Origin of the sequence: Blastomonas sp. AAP25 (assembly GCF_001295965.1) — a bacterium.
GTDB lineage: Bacteria > Pseudomonadota > Alphaproteobacteria > Sphingomonadales > Sphingomonadaceae > Blastomonas > Blastomonas fulva.
Genome location: NZ_LJHP01000028.1, coordinates 54894 through 72508 on the forward strand (window position 1 = coordinate 54894; position 17615 = coordinate 72508).

The window sequence follows — 17615 nt, forward strand, 5'->3', positions numbered from 1 at the left end:
GTCTGTGTTCCATGGCAACCGCCGCGCTCGATCGTACCAACACCAACACCCAGACACCTGACGCCATCGTGGTGCGCTTTGCCGGGGACAGCGGTGACGGTATGCAGCTGACCGGAGGGCAGTTCACGCTGTCCACCGCGCTGGCAGGCAACGACCTTGCGACCTTCCCCGATTTTCCCGCCGAAATCCGCGCGCCGCAGGGCACGCTGTTCGGCGTTTCGGCGTTCCAGATCAACTTCGGCAGCAGCGAGATCGATACCGCGGGCGATGTCCCCGACGTCCTCGTCGCGATGAACCCGGCGGCGCTCAAGACCAATGTCGGCGCGCTCAAGGAAGGCGGGCTGATCATCGCCGACGAGGGCGAGTTTTCGAAGCGCAACCTCGACAAGGCGAAGTACGAGACCAATCCGCTTGAGGACGGATCGCTGGCCAAGTGGCAGCTGATGAAGTTCAACATCTCGCAGATGACGCTGGATGCGGTCAAACCGCACGGCCTTGGCAACAAGGAAGCGCTGCGCTGTAAGAACATGTGGACGCTGGGGCTGGCATTGTGGATGTTCTCGCGCAAGCGCCAGCCCATCATCGACTGGCTGGAGGCGAAGTTCGCGGGCAAGCCCGACATCCTCGCGGCCAATATCGCCGCGTTGAACGCGGGCCACGCCTTTGGCGAAACGGCGGAACTCTCCGGCCCGATGCGGCAATACGCGATGCCTGCCGCGCCCGCGGTGCCGGGGCTGTACCGCACGGTCACCGGCGCCGAGTCGATCTCGCTGGGTCTGGTCGCTGGCGCGCAATTGGCCGGGCTGCCGATGTTCTTCGGCGGCTATCCGATCACGCCAGCCAGCGCGATCCTCCACCATCTGTCGCGGCTCAAGGAATATCACGTCACCACCTTCCAGGCCGAGGACGAGATTGCCGCGATCTGCGCCGCGATCGGCGCGAGCTATGCAGGCTCGCTCGGCGTCACCTCGTCCTCCGGCCCTGGCATCGCACTGAAGGGCGAGGCGATGGGGCTGGCGATCATGACCGAACTGCCGCTGGTCATCGTAAATTCGCAGCGCGGCGGGCCTTCGACGGGGCTACCGACCAAGACCGAGCAATCCGACCTCTATCAGGCGGTTTATGGCCGCAACGGCGATGCGCCGATGCCGGTGATCGCCGCGCGCTCGCCCGCCGACGCATTCGACTGCGCGATCGAGGCGTGCCGCATCGCGGTGCAATACATGACCCCGGTGATGCTGCTGACCGATGGCTATATCGCCAATGCCGCAGAGCCGTGGAAGGTGCCCGACATGGCGAGCTACAAGGCCTTTCCGGTGGAGTTCATGGGCAAGGCGCAGGACGGCGGCTTCCTGCCCTATGCGCGCGACGAAAAGCTCGCGCGGCCCTGGGTCAAGCCTGGAACGCCCGGGCTGATGCACCGCATCGGCGGGATCGAAAAGGCGCTGGGCACCGGGCATATCGATTATGCGCCCGCCAACCACCAGGCGATGACCGACATCCGCCAGAACAAGGTGCTGGGCGTGGCGGACTCGATCCCCGATCAGGAGGTGGTCGTGGGCGCGGCAGGCGGCAAGCTCGCGGTGGTCGGCTGGGGATCGACCTATGGCTCGATCCACCAGGCGGTATTGCGCGCGCGCCGCGCCGGGCACGACGTCAGCCACATCCACATCCGCCATATCTGGCCGACCCCGAAGAATCTGGGCGCACTGCTGCACAGCTTCGACCATGTGCTGGTGCCCGAAATGAACACCGGCCAGCTCAAGACCCTGCTGCGCGACCAGTTCCTGGTCGATGCCAGGCCGCTCAACAAGACATCGGGCCAGCCGTTCACGATCGCTGAGATCGAGACGGCGATTGCGGCAACCCTCTCCAAGTAACGGGACGTTTTGACGATGAACGAGATGACCAGGATCGCGCCGCGCGCGGAGACGACGATCAAGGACTGGGAGACCGATCAGGAGGTGCGCTGGTGCCCCGGCTGCGGGGACTACGCTATCCTGAAAGCCATGCAGCGAACGATGCCCGAGCTTGGCGCGGACCCGGCGAACACGGTGTTTGTCTCTGGGATAGGCTGCTCGTCGCGCTTTCCCTATTACATGGAAACCTACGGCTTCCACACCATCCACGGTCGCGCGCCGGCGATCGCGACGGGGCTGAAGCTCGCCAATCCCGAACTCGACGTGTGGATCATCACCGGCGATGGCGATGCGCTGTCGATCGGCGGAAACCACACGATGCACCTTTTGCGCCGCAACCTGGATTGCCAGATCCTGCTGTTCAACAACGAGATCTACGGCCTCACCAAGGGCCAGTATTCGCCAACCAGCCGCGAGGGCACGCGCAGCCCGTCCACCCCTTACGGATCGGTCGATCATCCGGCCAACCCGTGCGCGTTCGCATTGGGATCGGGCGCGCGGTTCGTTGCGCGCAGTATCGATGTGCACAAGAACCTGCCCGATCAGCTGAAAGCCGCATATGCGCACAAGGGCGCGGCGTTCGTGGAGATCTTCCAGAACTGTATCGTCTACAACAAGGACGTGTTCGGCGACTTCACCGAGAAGAAGAATGCCGCGCTCAGCCAGCTGTGGCTGACCCACGGCCAGCCCATGCTGTTCGGCGCTGACAAGGACGGGGGCGGCGCAAAGGGTATCGCGGTCGATCATGCCACGCTGACGCTCAGGGTCGTCGATGTGGCGGATGGCGACTGGCAGGCGGCGGGCGTGATCGTGCACGACGTCACCAACCGCGCAGTGGCGCACATGCTGGTCGAGATGCCGTTCGGTCCGTTCCCGATGGCGCTGGGCGTGATCTATGACGACCCGCGCCCGACGCTCGAAGTCGCGGTGCATGCCCAGATCCAGGCCGCGACCCGGGGCAAGGTGCCCGATCTGCAGAAGCTGGTGAGCAAGGGCCAGACCTGGGTGGTGGAGCCCGATGGGTTCGCGCATTGAGGCATGGTTCCGCGATGGCAGCGTAGCGGCTGGTCGGGAAGGTGGCGATCATCTCCGGCGGCCTGCGCGGGATCGGCCGCGCCTGTGTCGAGCGGTTTCTGGCCTAAGGGGCCAAGGTCGTGCTGTCCGATCTCGACAATGCCGAGGATGCCACCCCGATCGGCAGGCTCGCCCCGCCCGAGGAGATTGCCGGCGCGCTCTTCTTCCTCGCCCGCGAGGATCCCAGCTACATCACCGGGTCCGAACTGGTGGTCGATGGCGGATGGACAGCGCAACAGGGTTCGCGCGCCATCGCCCGTAAGCCTTCGTTCAGCCTTGCAGCCATAGCAGGATGGTCAAGCCGCCGTCAGGCAGCGCCCGTCCCGCCAGCCAAAAGGTGCCCCGAATGACCGATCCGCTTTCCCGCCGCACCCTGCTGGCCGGCCTTGGCGTCGGCGCTGCGGTGGTGGCAGGGCAGGGCGCGGCGCAGGCGTTGCAGCGCGGGGCTGCGGCGCCGTTGTCGCCCGTGCTGCCTGCAAGAATGCGGGGGCTCAATCTGGAGCTTGCCCCTGGGAGCCTGTCGCCTGCTATTGCGCGCGAGCTTGCCGGCTGGGGCGTCAACACGGTGCGCATCAACTTCTCGACCGATCTGGCCGCTGGAACATCGCCCGACAGACGCATGATCCGCCCCAGCCGCGCCGATCCGCTCGCGCCCTATCGTACCAACCTTGCCATGCTCAAGCAGTTTACCGCCGAGTGCGCGCAGCTCGGAGTGGGGGTGATGCTGGCGGCGAACGGCATCTATGGCCGCGAGACGGTGAGGCTGGATGACAGCAGTGGCCGGTCGTTCCGTATCGGGGTGGGCGACAGCCTCATGCAGTTCTGGACGGCGATCGCGCGCGAACTGCGCGATGATCCTGCGATCTTCGCCTATGACGTGCTCAACGAGCCCAACTACACCTTCCGGCGCGAAGCGGACGGGGCGGTGTGGTATGAGCAGCTGCTGCCCGAGGCGATCCGCCGCATTCGCGCGATCAATCCGACGATCTGGCTTGCGGTGATGCCCTGGCCGTGGGGATTTGCGCGTCGCTATGGCAGCATGCCGGTGATCGACGACCCCGCCATCCTCTACACCTTCCACAATTATTCGCCGCACAATTACACGCACCAGGGCGTCGGCGCGCAACCGCGTCAGGGGAGCTATCCGGGCCGCCTGCGCGAGTTCGACAGCGAACCCTATAGCCAATGGGGCAGGGCATCGCTCGCCGCAAGCATGCAGCCCGCCTTCGATTTCGCCCGCCGTCACAATGTGCGGATGATGGCGAGCGAGTTCGGCGTTACCCGTTGGGCGCCGGGTCGCGACCGCTGGATCGCCGACATGGTTTCGATCCTGGAAGCCAATGGGGTGGACTGGCTGTTCCACACCTACAACACCTGGAACGGCTGGAATCCGAGCTTTGCGCCGGATGCTCCGGAAGTCGCGATCCATCCCACGCTGTTCGGAGGGGTCAATTCTCCAGGCCACAGGACACTGTTGCGGCACTGGCAGCTCAACCAGCGTTGGTGATGGCGAGAGTATAAGGTGGCGGGGCGAGCAGTACCCGCAGGACGCCGCTGTTTGCTGGAGATCGGTGTCTCGAACGAAAACGGGCGGCATTCCTTGTCGAATGCCGCCCGCTTGCGAATATTGTCAGGCTCTGCAAGGCCAGCGCAGATCCGCGCAGGCCCGGATCAATCCTCGGCCGGGCTCGACTGCAGCTGGATGTAGTTTTCCATCCCCATGCGTGCGATCAGGTCGAACTGGGCTTCGAGCGTGTCGACATGCTCTTCCTCGCTGTGGAGGATATAGGCGAGCAGGTCGCGGCTGCCGTAATCGCGGACGGTCTCGCAATAGGCGATGCCTTCCTTGAGCAGCGGAATGGCCTCGTTTTCCAGCGCGAGATCGGCCTTGAGGATTTCCTCGACGGTTTCACCGATCTTCAACCGGCCGAGCAGCTGGAAGTTGGGCAGTCCGTCCAGGAACAGGATGCGGTCCGCGAGCTTGTCGGCGTGCTTCATCTCGTCGATCGACTCTTCGTATTCGAACTTGGCGAGCTTCTTGATGCCCCAGCTCTGCAGCATCTTGGAGTGCAGGAAATACTGGTTGATCGCCGTCAGCTCGTTCTTGAGCGCGTCGTTGAGAAATTCGATGACCTTGGGGTCGCCCTTCATGATGATGCTCCTGGTTCGGACGGACTGCATTGGGGGGCAGCCGATCCGTGTTAAATCAGGCAAGCTTCATAGCGTCATTTTGACCGGAAGGGAAGCGGTGCAATGCGGGAAATATTTGATTCTAATAGAGAATTTAGCAGGCTATTGCTAGGCGGTCGCAGTTTCCCGGGTGATAATGCTTTGCGCAAACGAAAGGCACTGACCGCACTTGGGACGCCGCCCGAGACGGGCGTAAATCTCTGACGGGCGGGCAGCGCCATCGCGCAGAGCGTCCTTCAGATCCTGTTCGCGAATCGCGTTGCAGATGCAAACAACCATGCGTCTCTCCTGTTGCAGCAGAGATAGCGATATTGAGAACGCATCGCAACAGTCTTTTTGCGAATTTATCGCAAACGCATCGGTTGCACGCTGCGCCGCGCCAGAGAGCGCCACAGCCATTCGGCCGGGCCGAAGCGGAATCGCTCGAGCCAGGGATTGGACCACAACAGCATGATTCCCCATGCCGCGAAAACGAATGCCATCGCGGTAATGCGATCGATATGGCCGAACAGCCCAAGACCCCAGCCATAGAACACGAAGGTCATCACCAGGCTGGTGCCGAGATAGTTGCTGAACGCGGCGCGTCCTGCGGCGGCCACCCGCACGACCAGCGCGTTGTCGCGGTTGCGCACCACGAACCACAGCAGCAGAGCGGCCCAGCCCACGGTCAGCACCACGCGGAAGGGGAAGGAAAAGGCGAAGAACGCGCCGAATGCGGTCATCGTGTCGAAACCGCTGGCGATCACCCAGGCGGCCAGCGCAATCATCGGGCCGAGGCCGATGGCAAAGGCGCGGCGGGCCACCTTGGCATAGAAGTCCGGCGCCCAGAGCCCCAGGATGAAGCCGCTTTTGAGCATCGCCATTCCGAGCACCATCATGCCCATGGTGTCGAGCGTGAACAGCAACAGCGCGTTGACCAGCGATGATGGAAAGGTCGACAGATTGTCGGCGAAGATCGCAGGCCAGCCGCTTCTGTACAGCGACAGATCGCTGGTGATCTCGTCAGATCCGGGCTTGCCGAAGCTGGCGAGCATCTGTCGGGTGCTCTCCACCGTCTCGGCATCGGTGCCCGGGGCGATCCCCTGGATCGACTGCCACCAGCCGCCGCCGACCATCAGGCAGGCGATGATGAAATACAGCGAAAACAAGATGATGGCCCAGCGGATCAGTTGCTTGACGTCTTTCTTGACGAAGTAGAGCGCGAGTGTCCCGGAGATCGCATAGGGCACCAGGATGTCGCCCCACCACAGGATGGTGTAGTGCGCTGCCCCGATCACGAACAACCAGGCCATCCGGTTGAGATGCACCGATTTGGGGTTCTGCCCCGAAGCTTCTGCGCGCTGGATGATCAGCAGCATGCTCGCGCCGAAGAGCACGCTGAACAGCCCGCGCATCTTTCCGTCGAACAACACGAAATTGGTGGCCCAGACGCCGATATTGAGCGGATCGGTGCCGCCCCAGGCGGCGGGGTTCACATAGGCCGCGCCGGGCATCGAAAAGCCGATGATATTGAGCAGCAGGATGCCCATTACCCCGAAGCCGCGCATGGCATCCAGCGAAAGGTGTCGATCGGAACCCTGCATGCAATCCCCCCATGTGCTGGCGCTGCCATGGCCTAACCGAAAGGCCATCATCGCCGAAAGCGCGCGAGCAGAAACAGCATAGCTCCACAAAAAATGCCAGCGTTTCCGGTTTGCGGCCGCTGGACCGGCTTGGGTGCGAGAGCGGGCCAGGAAATGGAGACGCGCAGGACCACGGAATGGCGCTTTATGAGGCATGGCCGTTGGGAGGGAGGTGATGTGACCTGGCTTTACTCCCCGCGTAACCGCACAAACAATCGGTTGAAATAACAGACCAGTCGGTTTAGAGGTAAAGTATACCGACCGGTCGGATTGTTTCGATCCGCCTTCCTGAGGAGAGCGCGCATGGATATGTCATTTTCCAATCCTGTGGTGGAAGAGGCGCTGCGCCGCTCTGCCCAGTCGTCGGGGTTCAACCGATGGAGCGGAATGCGGCTGCTGGCAGCTGGGGCAGGTCAGGTGTGGCTCGAAATCGCCATTCGCGAAGACCAGACGCAGCATCACGGCTTCGTTCATGGCGGAATTGTTGGGGCTCTGGCCGATACCGCCTGCAGTTGGGCCGCAGCCACCGTCGCCGGAGACGTGGTGACATCCACCTACACGGTGCAGTTTCACGCGCCTGCCAATACGGCTTTGCTGCGCGCCCGCGCGACGGTGATCAAGCAGGGCAAACGCAACGTTTCGGCCGAAGCGCAGTTGTTCGCAGTCGATGAAGACGGGGCAGAACGGCGCGTGGCGACCGCGCTTGCGCTGATCGCGACCGTGGGGGCGGCCGCAAGAGGCGGAGCGTCGTGAGAAAAAGCCTTGCGAAGGCTGGTCTTGACCCACGGGCGGATGCCGTTAGACTGACCGGTCTATGATGCTGTTCGTCTCTACAGATGGTGCCTTGCGCGCACAGGCACCCGGTATGTCCAAGCCGCAGGAGGACGTGCATCCCACCCGGTTGCGGCTGTTGCAGGTTGCGACGCGGCTGTTCCAGCAGCGAGGCTATCATGCGGTCGGTCTGGCGGAGATCCTGGCCCTTTCGGAGACGCCCAAGGGATCTTTGTACCATCACTTTCCCGGCGGAAAGCCCGAACTTGCGGAAGCCTGCATCACCCGGATTGCCGCCAGCACGCTGGCCGCGCTTGATGACGCATCGGCATCCGGCGCTGATATCATTGGATTTCTAAGGCAACTTGGCGCGGAATCATCCGCCTGGCTCGAAAAGACTGATTGGCGCGATGGCTCGCTGCTGGCGGTGATCGGCCAGGAGCAGGGCGGGGACGAAAGCGCCCTCGCCGATGCCGTGCGGATCGCCTATCAGCGCATCGAAATGCGGCTCGCCAAATGGTTGATGCTCGAAGGCGTCGCGGTTGCGCGCGCTCGAGACATTGCCGCCACCATCATCGCGGCGCATGAAGGTGCGATGCTGCTGGCGCGCTGCCGCCGAGATACCGCGCCGGTGACGCTGACCACCCAGATGCTGTGCGCGATGGTGGAGCGCGGCTGATCGGGCAATAAACGACCAACCGGTTTGTCGCTGGACTGATCGGTCTGCCTGCGCCTGAGGAGACGACTGTCGATGATCACCGCATTGCGCACGCCGGACGCGGCTTTTGCCGACATTCCCGATTTCGACTATCCGGTGCATTATGCCGATGACCTGCCGGGCTATGAGGGGTTGCGCGCTGCCTGGGTGGACGCTGGCCCTGCAGATGCGCCCCGGACATTCCTGTGCCTGCATGTCGAGCCGAGCTGGTCGTTCCTCTATCGCCGCATGATTCCGCCGTTTCTGGACAGCGGCGCGCGGGTGGTGGCACCCGATCTTTTCGGCTTCGGGCGATCGGACAAGCCGGTCGAGCAATCGATTTATACCTTTGATTTCCATCGAGAGTATCTACTGCGGCTGGTCGAGAGACTCGATCTCGCAAACATCACTTTGGTGGTGCAGGACTGGGGTGGACTGATCGGTCTAACGCTCCCTGTCGAGATGGGTTTTGCGGCGCGTTTGTCACGGCTGATCGTGATGAACACCGGGCTTGGTCTGGGCGAAAGCCTAGGGCCAGGATTCGATGCCTGGAAATCCTATGCGCTCAATACCCCCAATCTGCCCGTGGGCAAGATCATCGCGCGCGGAACGCCGCATCTGACCCCGGCAGAAATCGCCGCCTATGATGCGCCTTTTCCGGGTCCCGAGTACAAGGCAGGCGCACAGGTGTTCCCGGCGCTGGTGCCGGTATCGCCCGACATGCCGGGGGTGGACCTCGGGCGCAAGGCGGCGGCTTTCTGGCGTGAGCAGTGGCAGGGTGACACCTTCATGGCGGTCGGGGCCGCCGATCCGGTGCTGGGGGTGGAACCAATGGCGCGTCTCGCGCAACTGATCAACGGCTGTGGCGATCCGCTGATCATTCCCGGCGGCGGGCATTTCGTGCAGGAATGGGGGCAACAAATCGCGCGCGCGGCGCTTGCAGCCTTTGGGGATTGATGCACAATACAGTGTCATTCCGCCGCGAACCCGAGGACACCATCTTGACCCAGCCCAAGCCTGCTACCCGCACAATGCGCGCCAGCGATTTCCACCCGCATATCCTCGAGATTTTCGATGGTTATGTCCACGGCAAGCTCAGCAAGCGCGAGTTTATCCGCCAGGCGGGGCGCTATGCTGCGGCAGGTGTCACCGGGCTGATGATCTACAACCAGCTGCGCCCTGATTACGCGCTGGCGCAGCAGGTCTCCCCCGATGATCCGGCAATCGAGACGATGCGGGTCGACTATCCCAGCCCCGAGGGGCACGGCACCGTGCGCGGGCTGATGGCGCGGCCCAAGGGTGCGAAGGACAAACTGCCCGCCGTGCTGGTGGTGCACGAGAACCGCGGGCTCAATCCGTATATCGAGGATGTCGTGCGTCGGCTCGCAAAGTCGGGCTATATGGCGCTTGGACCGGACGGTCTAACCTCGCTGGGCGGCTATCCCGGCACCGATGACGAAGGCCGCACGATGCAGGCCTCGCTCGATCCGGCAAAGCTGATGGAAGACTTCTTCGCCGGTTTCGAGTTCTTGCGCGATCACAAGCGCTCGACCGGCAAGGTCGGCGTGACCGGCTTCTGCTATGGCGGCGGCGTGTGCCATGCGCTGGCGGTGGCCTATCCCGATCTGGCCGCCGCAGCGCCGTTTTACGGGCGCCAGGCGCGCCCCGAAGAGGTGCCCAGCATCAAGGCACCGCTGCTGATCCACTTTGCCGAGAACGACGAGCGGGTCAACGCGACCTGGCCCGCGTGCGAAGCCGCGCTCAAGGCCAATGGGAAGACCTATGAGGCGCATTTCTACCCTGGCACCAGCCACGGTTTCCACAACGATACCACGCCGCGTTATGACGAGGCAGCGGCAAAGCTGGCCTGGGAGCGGACGCTGGCGCTGTTCGAGCGGACATTGCGCGCCTAAACCGATCGGTCAAAGGCGCCGCCGATAGCGTACACTGGCCGGTCAAGGACGGGTTTGCCGTGCGATGGGACAATGTGTCACATTGCCGCCACATGCAGGGGGTTTATTGGGGCGCGATCGTCGTGGCGGGCAGGCCTTCCCATTCCGGAAGGCCAATCGCCGCTGCACGGGATCATAAGGCGGGAGGTCGGAGGTCATGTTCGGCGGTTTTGACGCGCTGATGCTGGCACGCATCCAGTTTGCTTTTACGGTGAGCTTTCACTTCATCTTCCCAGCCTTCTCGATCGGTCTGGCGAGCTATCTTGCTGTTCTGGAAGGGCTCTGGCTCAAGACTAACGACAGCGTATATCTCGATCTGTTCAAGTACTGGCGCAAGATCTTCGCGATCGCCTTTGCCATGGGCGTCGTCTCGGGAATCGTGATGTCCTACCAGTTCGGCACCAACTGGTCGGTGTTTTCGGACCGGACCGGCCCCGTGATCGGCCCGCTGATGGCGTACGAGGTCTTGACCGCCTTCTTCCTCGAGGCAGGCTTTCTGGGCGTCATGCTGTTCGGGATGGACAAGGTGGGGCGCAAACTGCACTTCACCGCGACCTTGATGGTGGCGCTGGGCACGTTCATTTCGGCATTCTGGATCCTCAGCGTCAACAGCTGGATGCAGACGCCCACCGGGTACGAGATCGCCGCCAACGTCCAGTTCATCCCGGGCGACAGCTGGATGGCGATCATCTTCAATCCCAGCTTTCCCTATCGCCTGGTCCACACCGTCATGGCGGCGTATCTGACGACCGCGTTCGTGGTCGGCGCAGTGGGGGCGTTTCACCTGCTCAAGGACAAGGCCGATCATCGCGCGCGGCGGATGTTCTCGATGGCGATGTGGATGGCGGCTTTGGTCGCTCCCTTGCAGATTTTCGCAGGTGACATGCACGGGCTCAACACATTGGAGCACCAGCCTGCCAAGGTGATGGCGATGGAAGGCCATTACGACAGCCACCCCGATGGCGCGCCGCTGATCCTGTTCGGCATCCCCAACAGCGCCGAAAAGCGGGTCGATTATGCGATCGCAATTCCCAAGGCCTCCTCTCTGATCCTCAAGCACGACCTTAACGCGCCGCTTGCAGGGCTGGACACCATTCCTGCGGACAAGCAGCCGCCGGTGGGCATGGTGTTCTGGTCGTTCCGTATCATGGTCGGCATCGGCTTTGCGATGCTGGGAATCGGCGTGTTCAGCCTGCTCGCGCGGGTGCGCGGCAAGCTCTACGAGTGGGGCTGGCTGCACCGCGCAGCGATGGTCATGGGCCCATCGGGCTTTGTTGCGGTGATTGCGGGCTGGGTTACCACCGAGGTCGGCCGCCAGCCTTACACCGTCTATGGCCTGCTGACGACCGCGGACAGCGTCTCGCCGCTCGCCGCTCCGGCGGTGGGGGCATCTCTGCTGGCGTTCGTGATCACCTATTTCATCATGTTCGGCGCAGGCACGCTGTATATCCTCAAGCTGATGAGCAAACCTGCGACCGGGCACGAGGAGGCGGCCGCTTCCGGCCCGTTGCGCAGCGCGGGCATCACCCCTGCATCCGCCGACAGTTCGCGCCGTGGTCAGAGCGCCACCATGCTGGAGAAGGGCGCATGAACATCGACCTGACGATCGTCTGGGCGTTCATCATCGCCTTTGCCGTGTTCGCTTACGTCGTGATGGACGGGTTCGACCTGGGCATCGGCATCATCTTCCCGGCACTCGGGCGCGGGGCAGAGCGCGACAAGGCGATGAACACGGTAGCCCCCGTATGGGATGGCAACGAGACCTGGCTGGTGCTGGGCGGGGGAGGGCTGCTCGCGGCGTTTCCGCTCGCCTATGCGATCATCCTGCCCGCCATCTACCCGCCGATCATCGCGATGCTGCTGGGCCTCGTGCTGCGCGGCGTGGCGTTCGAGGGGCGCTGGCGCGACCCCAATCACCAGCCATTCTGGGACTTTTCGTTCACTGCAGGGTCGTTCGTCGCAGCCTTTGCGCAAGGGGTGACGCTGGGCGCGCTGCTGCAGGGGGTCGAGGTCGAAGGCCGCGCCTATGCCGGCGGCTGGCTCGACTGGCTGAGCCTCTATTCGGTGCTCACCGGGGTCGGCACGGTGATCGGCTATGGCCTGCTGGGATCGACCTGGCTGATCATGAAGACCGAAGGAGTGGTGCAGGACCATGCCTTCCGGATGAGCTGGAAGCTGTTTCCGGCAACGCTGCTCGCATTGGGCGCGGTCAGCCTCTACACGCCGTTCCTGGAGGGCGAATACTGGAACCGCTGGTTCACATTCCCCAGCGTACTGTTTTCCGCGCAGGTGCCCGTGCTGGTCGCGCTGATCACCTTCCTGCTCTACCGCGCGCTCAAGCTGCGACGCGATTACGCGCCGTTCCTGCTCACGCTGGCGCTGTTCCTTCTGGGCATGATCGGCCTGGGGATCAGCATGTTCCCCTATGTCGTGCCCGACGAGATCACGATCTGGGATGCGGCTACGCACCCCAGCAGCCAGATGTTCATGCTGGTCGGCACGTTGTTCATCGTTCCGCTGATCATCGGCTATACCGGCTGGGCGTACTGGGTGTTCCGCGGCAAGGTGGGCGACGAGGGATATCATTGATGCGTCTGCCCGATGCCGATGATCCTGATCGCGGCGATGCCCGCCCGCTGGCGCAAAAGCTGGGCTGGATGGCTGCGATCTGGCTGATGTCAGTGGGTTTCATCGGCGTTGTCGCCTATGCGATCCGCTGGTGGATCCATGGCTGACGCGTGTTCCGCTAATCCGGTCGGCAAGCGCGGCAAAACATGATAGCCTTTGGCGCATGGCTCACCCTGCTGCCGATGACCCGCCACCTGCCGCATCGCCCGGTCCGCTGCCCGATGATTCGGTGGCGGTGCGCGGCTTTCGCCTGATCGAGCACATCCTGCTGATTCTGGTTGCGCTGATGACGCTGGGGGCGGCGGGTATCGAGGTGGGGGGCATCCTCGCGGCGCGGACCATCTCGCTCGCCGATATCCTGCTGATGTTCCTCTATACCGAGGTGATCGGGATGATCGCGGTGTTCTATACCGGGCGCGGGTCGCCGTTCGTCTATCCCATCTTCATCGCGATCACCGCGCTGGCGCGGTTGATTGTTCTGCAGGGCAAGGACATGGCGCCGGACAAGATCCTGTTCGAAGCCGGCGCGATCCTCCTGCTCGCCGTCGCGGCGGTGGTCATCACCCGCGCGGGCAGGGCCTGAAACGGCCGCAGGGTTATCCGGCCCGTCCTGACGGAGTTGCACTTGACCGCAGCCGCCGCGCTGGCATGAAGGCCGCAAGCGCGTACCCAGCAAGGCCAGCCCCGCATATGACCACCGACAAGCTCTACATCAGCGCCAACAGCCTGCTCGAGGACAGCTATCGCCTTGCGATGCAGGTGATCGACAGCGGCTACCAGCCCACCCACATCGTCGGCATCTGGCGCGGCGGCGCGCCGGTGGGGATCGCGGTGCAGGAACTGATGGAATATCACGGCATAAACGCCGATCACATCGCGATCCGCACCGCCAGCTATTACGGCATCGACCAGCAGAGCAAGGACGTGCGCGTCTATGCGCTGGGCTATCTGATCGACACTTTGAGCCCCGAGGACCGGCTGCTGGTGGTCGACGATGTGTTCGATAGCGGCCGCTCGATCCGCGCTTTCATCCACGAGCTGGCCGCCAAGTGCCGCTACAACATGCCGCACGACTGGCGGATCGCCACGGTCTATTACAAGCCCTCGCGCAATGTCACCGATTTGTCGCCGCACTATTTCGTGCATGAGACCGAACAGTGGCTGGTATTCCCGCACGAGATCGCCGGGCTGAGTGTCGAGGAAATCCGGGCGCACAAGCCCGGGGCAAGCATCATTCTGGGGGAGTAGGGGGGCTGAACCTCCTTCGTCATTCCCGCCAACCCGGGAATCCCGTTTTTGCACTGCGATCAAGAAGGAAACGGAACCCGCGCGTGCACTGGGGTGACGAAGATGGCGATACAAGCAATTGCGCCGCCACCAGCCCCTTGGCATAAGCCCTTCATGACCCCCGACCAGCGCACCGCCTATATCGATCGCCTGCCGAAGGCCGAGCTTCACCTGCACATCGAAGGCTCGCTCGAGCCCGAAATGCTGTTCGCGCTGGCGCAGCGCAACCATGTCGATATCCCGTTCGCCAGCGTCGAGGATATCCGCAACGCCTACAACTTCAGCAACCTGCAGGATTTCCTCGATATCTATTACCAGGGCATGGCGGTGCTGCTGAAGGCGCAGGATTTCTACGACCTGACCTGGGCGTATCTGGAACGCGCGCACGACGACCATGTCCGGCATGTCGAGATCTTCTTCGATCCGCAGGGCCATACCGAGCGAGGGGTGCCCTTTGCAGACGTGATCACCGGGATCAGCGACGCGCTCGCAGATGGCGAGAAACAGTGGGGGATTACGTCAAGGCTGATCCTGTGCTTCCTGCGCCATCTCGACGAAGCTGCGGCGCAGGCGACGCTCGACGAAGCACTGCCCTATCTGGATCGGATCGCGGGCGTGGGGCTGGATTCGTCCGAAATGGGCCATCCACCCTCGAAGTTCGCCAATGTGTTCGCGCGGGCCAAGTCGCTGGGGCTCAAGCTCGTCGCGCATGCGGGCGAGGAGGGGCCGCCCGAATATGTCCATGAGGCGCTCGACGTGCTCCATGTCGATCGCATCGACCACGGCAACCGCGCGATGGAGGACTCTGCGCTGGTGACACGACTGGCGGGCGAGGGGATGACGCTGACCGTCTGCCCGCTTTCCAACCTCAAATTGTGCGTGATCGGCGATATCGCTGACAGCCCGGTCAAGCAGATGCTCGGTTCAGGGCTCAAGGCGACGGTCAACTCGGACGACCCGGCCTATTTCGGTGGCTATGTGAACGCCAATTTCCACGCAATCGCGTCTGCGCTCGATCTGAGCCGCGAGCAGTTGCGCACGCTGGCACGCAACAGCTTCACCGGATCGTTCCTGCCGCCCGACCAGATTGCGCATCTGCTGGCCGAGATCGACCATTTCGACGCGCATTTCGCTGGCTGAGCGCGCCTGCGCTTACCGCTCGGAGAGGTAGTAGCGCTCGACTTCGGCGAGGTTTTCGTCGAGTTCGTAGACAATCGGCTGGCCGGTGGGGATTTCGAGCGATGTGATGGCATCATCGGCGATGCCCGACAGGTGCTTGACCAAGGCGCGCAGCGAATTGCCATGGGCAGAGATGATCACGCGCTTGCCGGCCTTGAGTTCGGGCGCGATGCGGCTTTCCCAATAGGGCAGCACCCGGTCGATGGTGTCCTTGAGGCTTTCGGTGTTGGGGATCGCGATGCCGGCGTAGCGACGGTCCTTCGACAGGTCGAATTCCGATCCCGCCTCCATCGGCGGCGGCGGGATATCGAAGCTGCGGCGCCAGATGTGGACCTGCTCGTCGCCATGCCTGGCCGCGGTCTCGGCCTTGTCGAGCCCGGTGAGGCCGCCATAATGGCGCTCGTTGAGCTGCCAGTTCTTCTCCACCGGCAGCCACAGCCGGGTCATCTCTTCGAGCGCCAGATTGAGCGTCTTGATGGCCCGTGTTTGCAGCGAGGTGAAGGCGATGTCGAAATCGAGCCCCTTGTCGCGCATCAGCCTTCCGGCCGCGCGTGCTTCCTCGGCGCCCTTTTCGGTCACATCGACATCCCACCAGCCGGTGAACCGGTTCTCCAGGTTCCATTGCGACTGGCCGTGGCGGATGAGGACGAGTTGCGGCATCGGGGCGTCTCCTGTTTCTGTTGCCGCCACCTAGCGCCGATGCAAGCCAGAGAAAACCCGTTTTCCAATCGTCATTCCCGCGAACGCGGGAATCCCGCTTTTTCGCGACGTCAGCGGCAGAAGCGTCACCCCCGCATGCGCGGGGGTGACGCGGAAGGCGGCGGGGTTAAAGTGTCTCGAAGCGCACCTTCAGCCCGTCCTTGGGCTGCGGGATCGGCCAGGCCTGCCAGCCCGGCTCATAGCCCGGCTCGATGACGATGCGGTGCTGGCTGAGCACATGGTGCAGCAGCACCTTGATCTGCATGTACGCAAAGTGCAGCCCCAGGCACATATGCGCACCGCCGCCAAACGGCACCCAGGCGTATTTGTGGCGGTTGCGCGTCGCTTCGGGGGTGAAGCGCAGGGGATCGAACCTGTGCGGCTCGGGCCAGTGCTCTTCCTGCTTGTGGGTATAGGCCGCGCTGATGCTGACCGGCGTGCCCGCAGGGATGCGATAGCCGCCGAACTCGAAATCCTTGAGCGCGCGGCGCGGGGTCGAGGGCACCGGCGGGATCAGCCGCAGCGCTTCCTTGAATGCCATTTCGGTGAGCTCGAGATTGGGGAGCGCGTCATAGGGCATCGGCGCACCGGCGGGCGCATGCTCGAGCAACTCGGCGCGAATCCTGTCCTGCCATTCGGGGTTCTTGGCGAGCAGCCAGATCAGCGAGCTTGCCGACGAGGTGATGGTGTCGTGCGCCGCCATCATCAGGAAGTTCATGTGATCGACCACCTCGTCGGTGGTGAGCAGGCTGCCATCGTCACGGGTCGCGCGGCAGAACTGGCTGAACATGTCCGGCCCCTGCTGTTCGCGCCGCTGCAGCACCTGCGGGGTGAAATAGTCGACCAGGAATTTGCGTCCCGCGACGCCCTTGCCCATCTTGGTGAAGGGCAAAGGACGGCGCACCACGCCGATCGAGGCCTGCACCATGTCGACGAACGCGGTATTGATCTTGTCGGCTTCGGGGCCCCAGGGGATGCCGAGAAACGATGTCGCGGCCAGATCGAGCGTCAGCTTCTTGATCTCGGAGTAGAAGGTGATGTCCTTGTTCGACCATTGCAACACGCGCGCGCCGATGCCCTCGTTGAGCGATTCGGCATAATGGCGCATCGGCGCGGGCTTGAAGGCGATCGACAGCGCACGCCGGTCGGCGCGGTGATGATCGAAGTCCATCAGCATCAGTCCGCGCGGGAACAGCAGGTTGAGCACCGGGCCCCAGCCTTGCTCGGACGAGAACACCTTGTCGCGATCGAACAGTACCAGCTCGTTCGCATCCGCGCCGAACAGCGCGACCTGACGGCGACCGAAGGCATTGGTGCGGTAGACGGGGCCGTATTTGGCGCGCATTTCATTGCCGAACCCTTCCGGGTCGGCGAGCATCCTGAGCGTCACGCCCAGGATCGGCAGGCCATCCTCGCCCGGAATATGATCCAGCGCGTTGCTGCCGGGCAGGCGGGTCCAGTGCGGGTTGCCGCTGTCGCGCTGGATGCTGTGGTCGGGAAACATCTCGCGCGGGGCAGCAGGCGCTTGGGGAGCAAGGACGGTGGCCATGGGGGAATCCTCTGCACGGTTTTAATCGAGCCATTAAATAACAACTGA

The 17615-nt window shown here is 63.3% G+C and carries 19 protein-coding genes; 14 read left to right on the forward strand and 5 right to left on the reverse strand.

Features of this window, described 5'->3' with window-relative positions; genetic code table 11:
• Window positions 1-11: 11 nt before the first annotated feature.
• The 4 genes from IP68_RS16565 (at window position 12) to IP68_RS16580 (ending at window position 4500) form a co-directional block, all read left to right on the forward strand.
• Entirely contained in the window at window positions 12-1880 is a 1869-nt protein-coding gene (locus IP68_RS16565; RefSeq protein ID WP_054136123.1) for a 2-oxoacid:acceptor oxidoreductase subunit alpha, read from the forward strand.
• A 15-nt stretch (window positions 1881-1895) separates the two neighbouring features.
• Window positions 1896-2954, forward strand: coding sequence for a 2-oxoacid:ferredoxin oxidoreductase subunit beta (locus tag IP68_RS16570; protein ID WP_054136124.1), 1059 nt, complete (start codon window positions 1896-1898; stop codon window positions 2952-2954).
• Window positions 2955-3073: 119 nt separating this feature from the next.
• Window positions 3074-3343 carry an SDR family oxidoreductase gene (locus tag IP68_RS20855; protein WP_054136125.1) on the forward strand — a complete coding sequence of 90 codons (270 nt, stop codon included), beginning with the start codon at window positions 3074-3076 and terminating at the stop codon, window positions 3341-3343.
• Entirely contained in the window at window positions 3340-4500 is a 1161-nt protein-coding gene (locus IP68_RS16580) for a glycoside hydrolase family 5 protein (RefSeq protein WP_054136126.1), read from the forward strand. Before IP68_RS20855 ends, IP68_RS16580 begins: the two co-directional genes overlap by 4 nt.
• Window positions 4501-4664: 164 nt before the next feature.
• On the opposite strand, the gene bfr is transcribed toward IP68_RS16580, so the two are convergent.
• From bfr to IP68_RS16590, 3 genes are all read right to left on the reverse strand, one after another.
• Window positions 4665-5144 carry a bacterioferritin gene (gene bfr, locus IP68_RS16585; protein ID WP_054136155.1) on the reverse strand — a complete coding sequence of 160 codons (480 nt, stop codon included), beginning with the start codon at window positions 5142-5144 and terminating at the stop codon, window positions 4665-4667.
• A 147-nt stretch (window positions 5145-5291) separates the two neighbouring features.
• Window positions 5292-5462, reverse strand: a complete 171-nt coding sequence (locus IP68_RS19850; RefSeq protein ID WP_082382442.1) for a bacterioferritin-associated ferredoxin — start codon at window positions 5460-5462, stop codon at window positions 5292-5294.
• Between the two features lie 65 nt (window positions 5463-5527).
• Entirely contained in the window at window positions 5528-6766 is a 1239-nt protein-coding gene (locus tag IP68_RS16590; protein WP_197275837.1) for a DUF418 domain-containing protein, read from the reverse strand.
• A 342-nt stretch (window positions 6767-7108) separates the two neighbouring features.
• Here IP68_RS16590 and IP68_RS16595 point away from each other — a divergent pair, with 342 nt between their 5' ends.
• The 10 genes from IP68_RS16595 (at window position 7109) to IP68_RS16635 (ending at window position 15280) form a co-directional block, all read left to right on the forward strand.
• Window positions 7109-7558 (forward strand): PaaI family thioesterase, encoded by a 450-nt coding sequence (locus tag IP68_RS16595; RefSeq protein WP_054136127.1) that lies wholly within the window; start codon window positions 7109-7111, stop codon window positions 7556-7558.
• Between the two features lie 112 nt (window positions 7559-7670).
• Window positions 7671-8255, forward strand: a complete 585-nt coding sequence (locus IP68_RS16600) for a TetR/AcrR family transcriptional regulator (protein WP_054136128.1) — start codon at window positions 7671-7673, stop codon at window positions 8253-8255.
• 72 nt (window positions 8256-8327) lie between these two features.
• Window positions 8328-9230 carry a haloalkane dehalogenase gene (locus IP68_RS16605; RefSeq protein WP_054136129.1) on the forward strand — a complete coding sequence of 301 codons (903 nt, stop codon included), beginning with the start codon at window positions 8328-8330 and terminating at the stop codon, window positions 9228-9230.
• Window positions 9231-9274: 44 nt separating this feature from the next.
• Window positions 9275-10186: a YghX family hydrolase gene (yghX, locus tag IP68_RS16610; protein ID WP_231684093.1), complete on the forward strand. Its 912-nt coding sequence runs from the start codon at window positions 9275-9277 to the stop codon at window positions 10184-10186.
• Between the two features lie 196 nt (window positions 10187-10382).
• Window positions 10383-11816 (forward strand): cytochrome ubiquinol oxidase subunit I, encoded by a 1434-nt coding sequence (locus IP68_RS16615; protein ID WP_054136130.1) that lies wholly within the window; start codon window positions 10383-10385, stop codon window positions 11814-11816.
• Complete coding sequence (cydB, locus tag IP68_RS16620; protein ID WP_054136131.1) at window positions 11813-12814, forward strand: cytochrome d ubiquinol oxidase subunit II; 1002 nt, start codon at window positions 11813-11815, stop codon at window positions 12812-12814. The genes IP68_RS16615 and cydB overlap by 4 nt, the downstream gene beginning before the upstream one ends.
• Window positions 12814-12960: a DUF2474 family protein gene (locus IP68_RS20330; protein ID WP_117352457.1), complete on the forward strand. Its 147-nt coding sequence runs from the start codon at window positions 12814-12816 to the stop codon at window positions 12958-12960. The genes cydB and IP68_RS20330 overlap by 1 nt, the downstream gene beginning before the upstream one ends.
• A 56-nt stretch (window positions 12961-13016) precedes the next feature.
• Complete coding sequence (locus IP68_RS16625) at window positions 13017-13436, forward strand: phosphate-starvation-inducible protein PsiE (RefSeq protein WP_197275838.1); 420 nt, start codon at window positions 13017-13019, stop codon at window positions 13434-13436.
• Between the two features lie 107 nt (window positions 13437-13543).
• Window positions 13544-14101 (forward strand): phosphoribosyltransferase, encoded by a 558-nt coding sequence (locus tag IP68_RS16630; protein ID WP_054136159.1) that lies wholly within the window; start codon window positions 13544-13546, stop codon window positions 14099-14101.
• A 153-nt stretch (window positions 14102-14254) separates the two neighbouring features.
• Window positions 14255-15280, forward strand: a complete 1026-nt coding sequence (locus tag IP68_RS16635) for an adenosine deaminase (protein WP_054136132.1) — start codon at window positions 14255-14257, stop codon at window positions 15278-15280.
• 12 nt (window positions 15281-15292) lie between these two features.
• Here IP68_RS16635 and gpmA read toward each other — a convergent pair whose 3' ends face one another.
• Entirely contained in the window at window positions 15293-15979 is a 687-nt protein-coding gene (gpmA, locus tag IP68_RS16640) for a 2,3-diphosphoglycerate-dependent phosphoglycerate mutase (protein ID WP_054136160.1), read from the reverse strand.
• Between the two features lie 166 nt (window positions 15980-16145).
• Window positions 16146-17522, reverse strand: a complete 1377-nt coding sequence (locus tag IP68_RS16645) for a cytochrome P450 (RefSeq protein WP_054136161.1) — start codon at window positions 17520-17522, stop codon at window positions 16146-16148.
• Window positions 17523-17615: the final 93 nt, after the last annotated feature.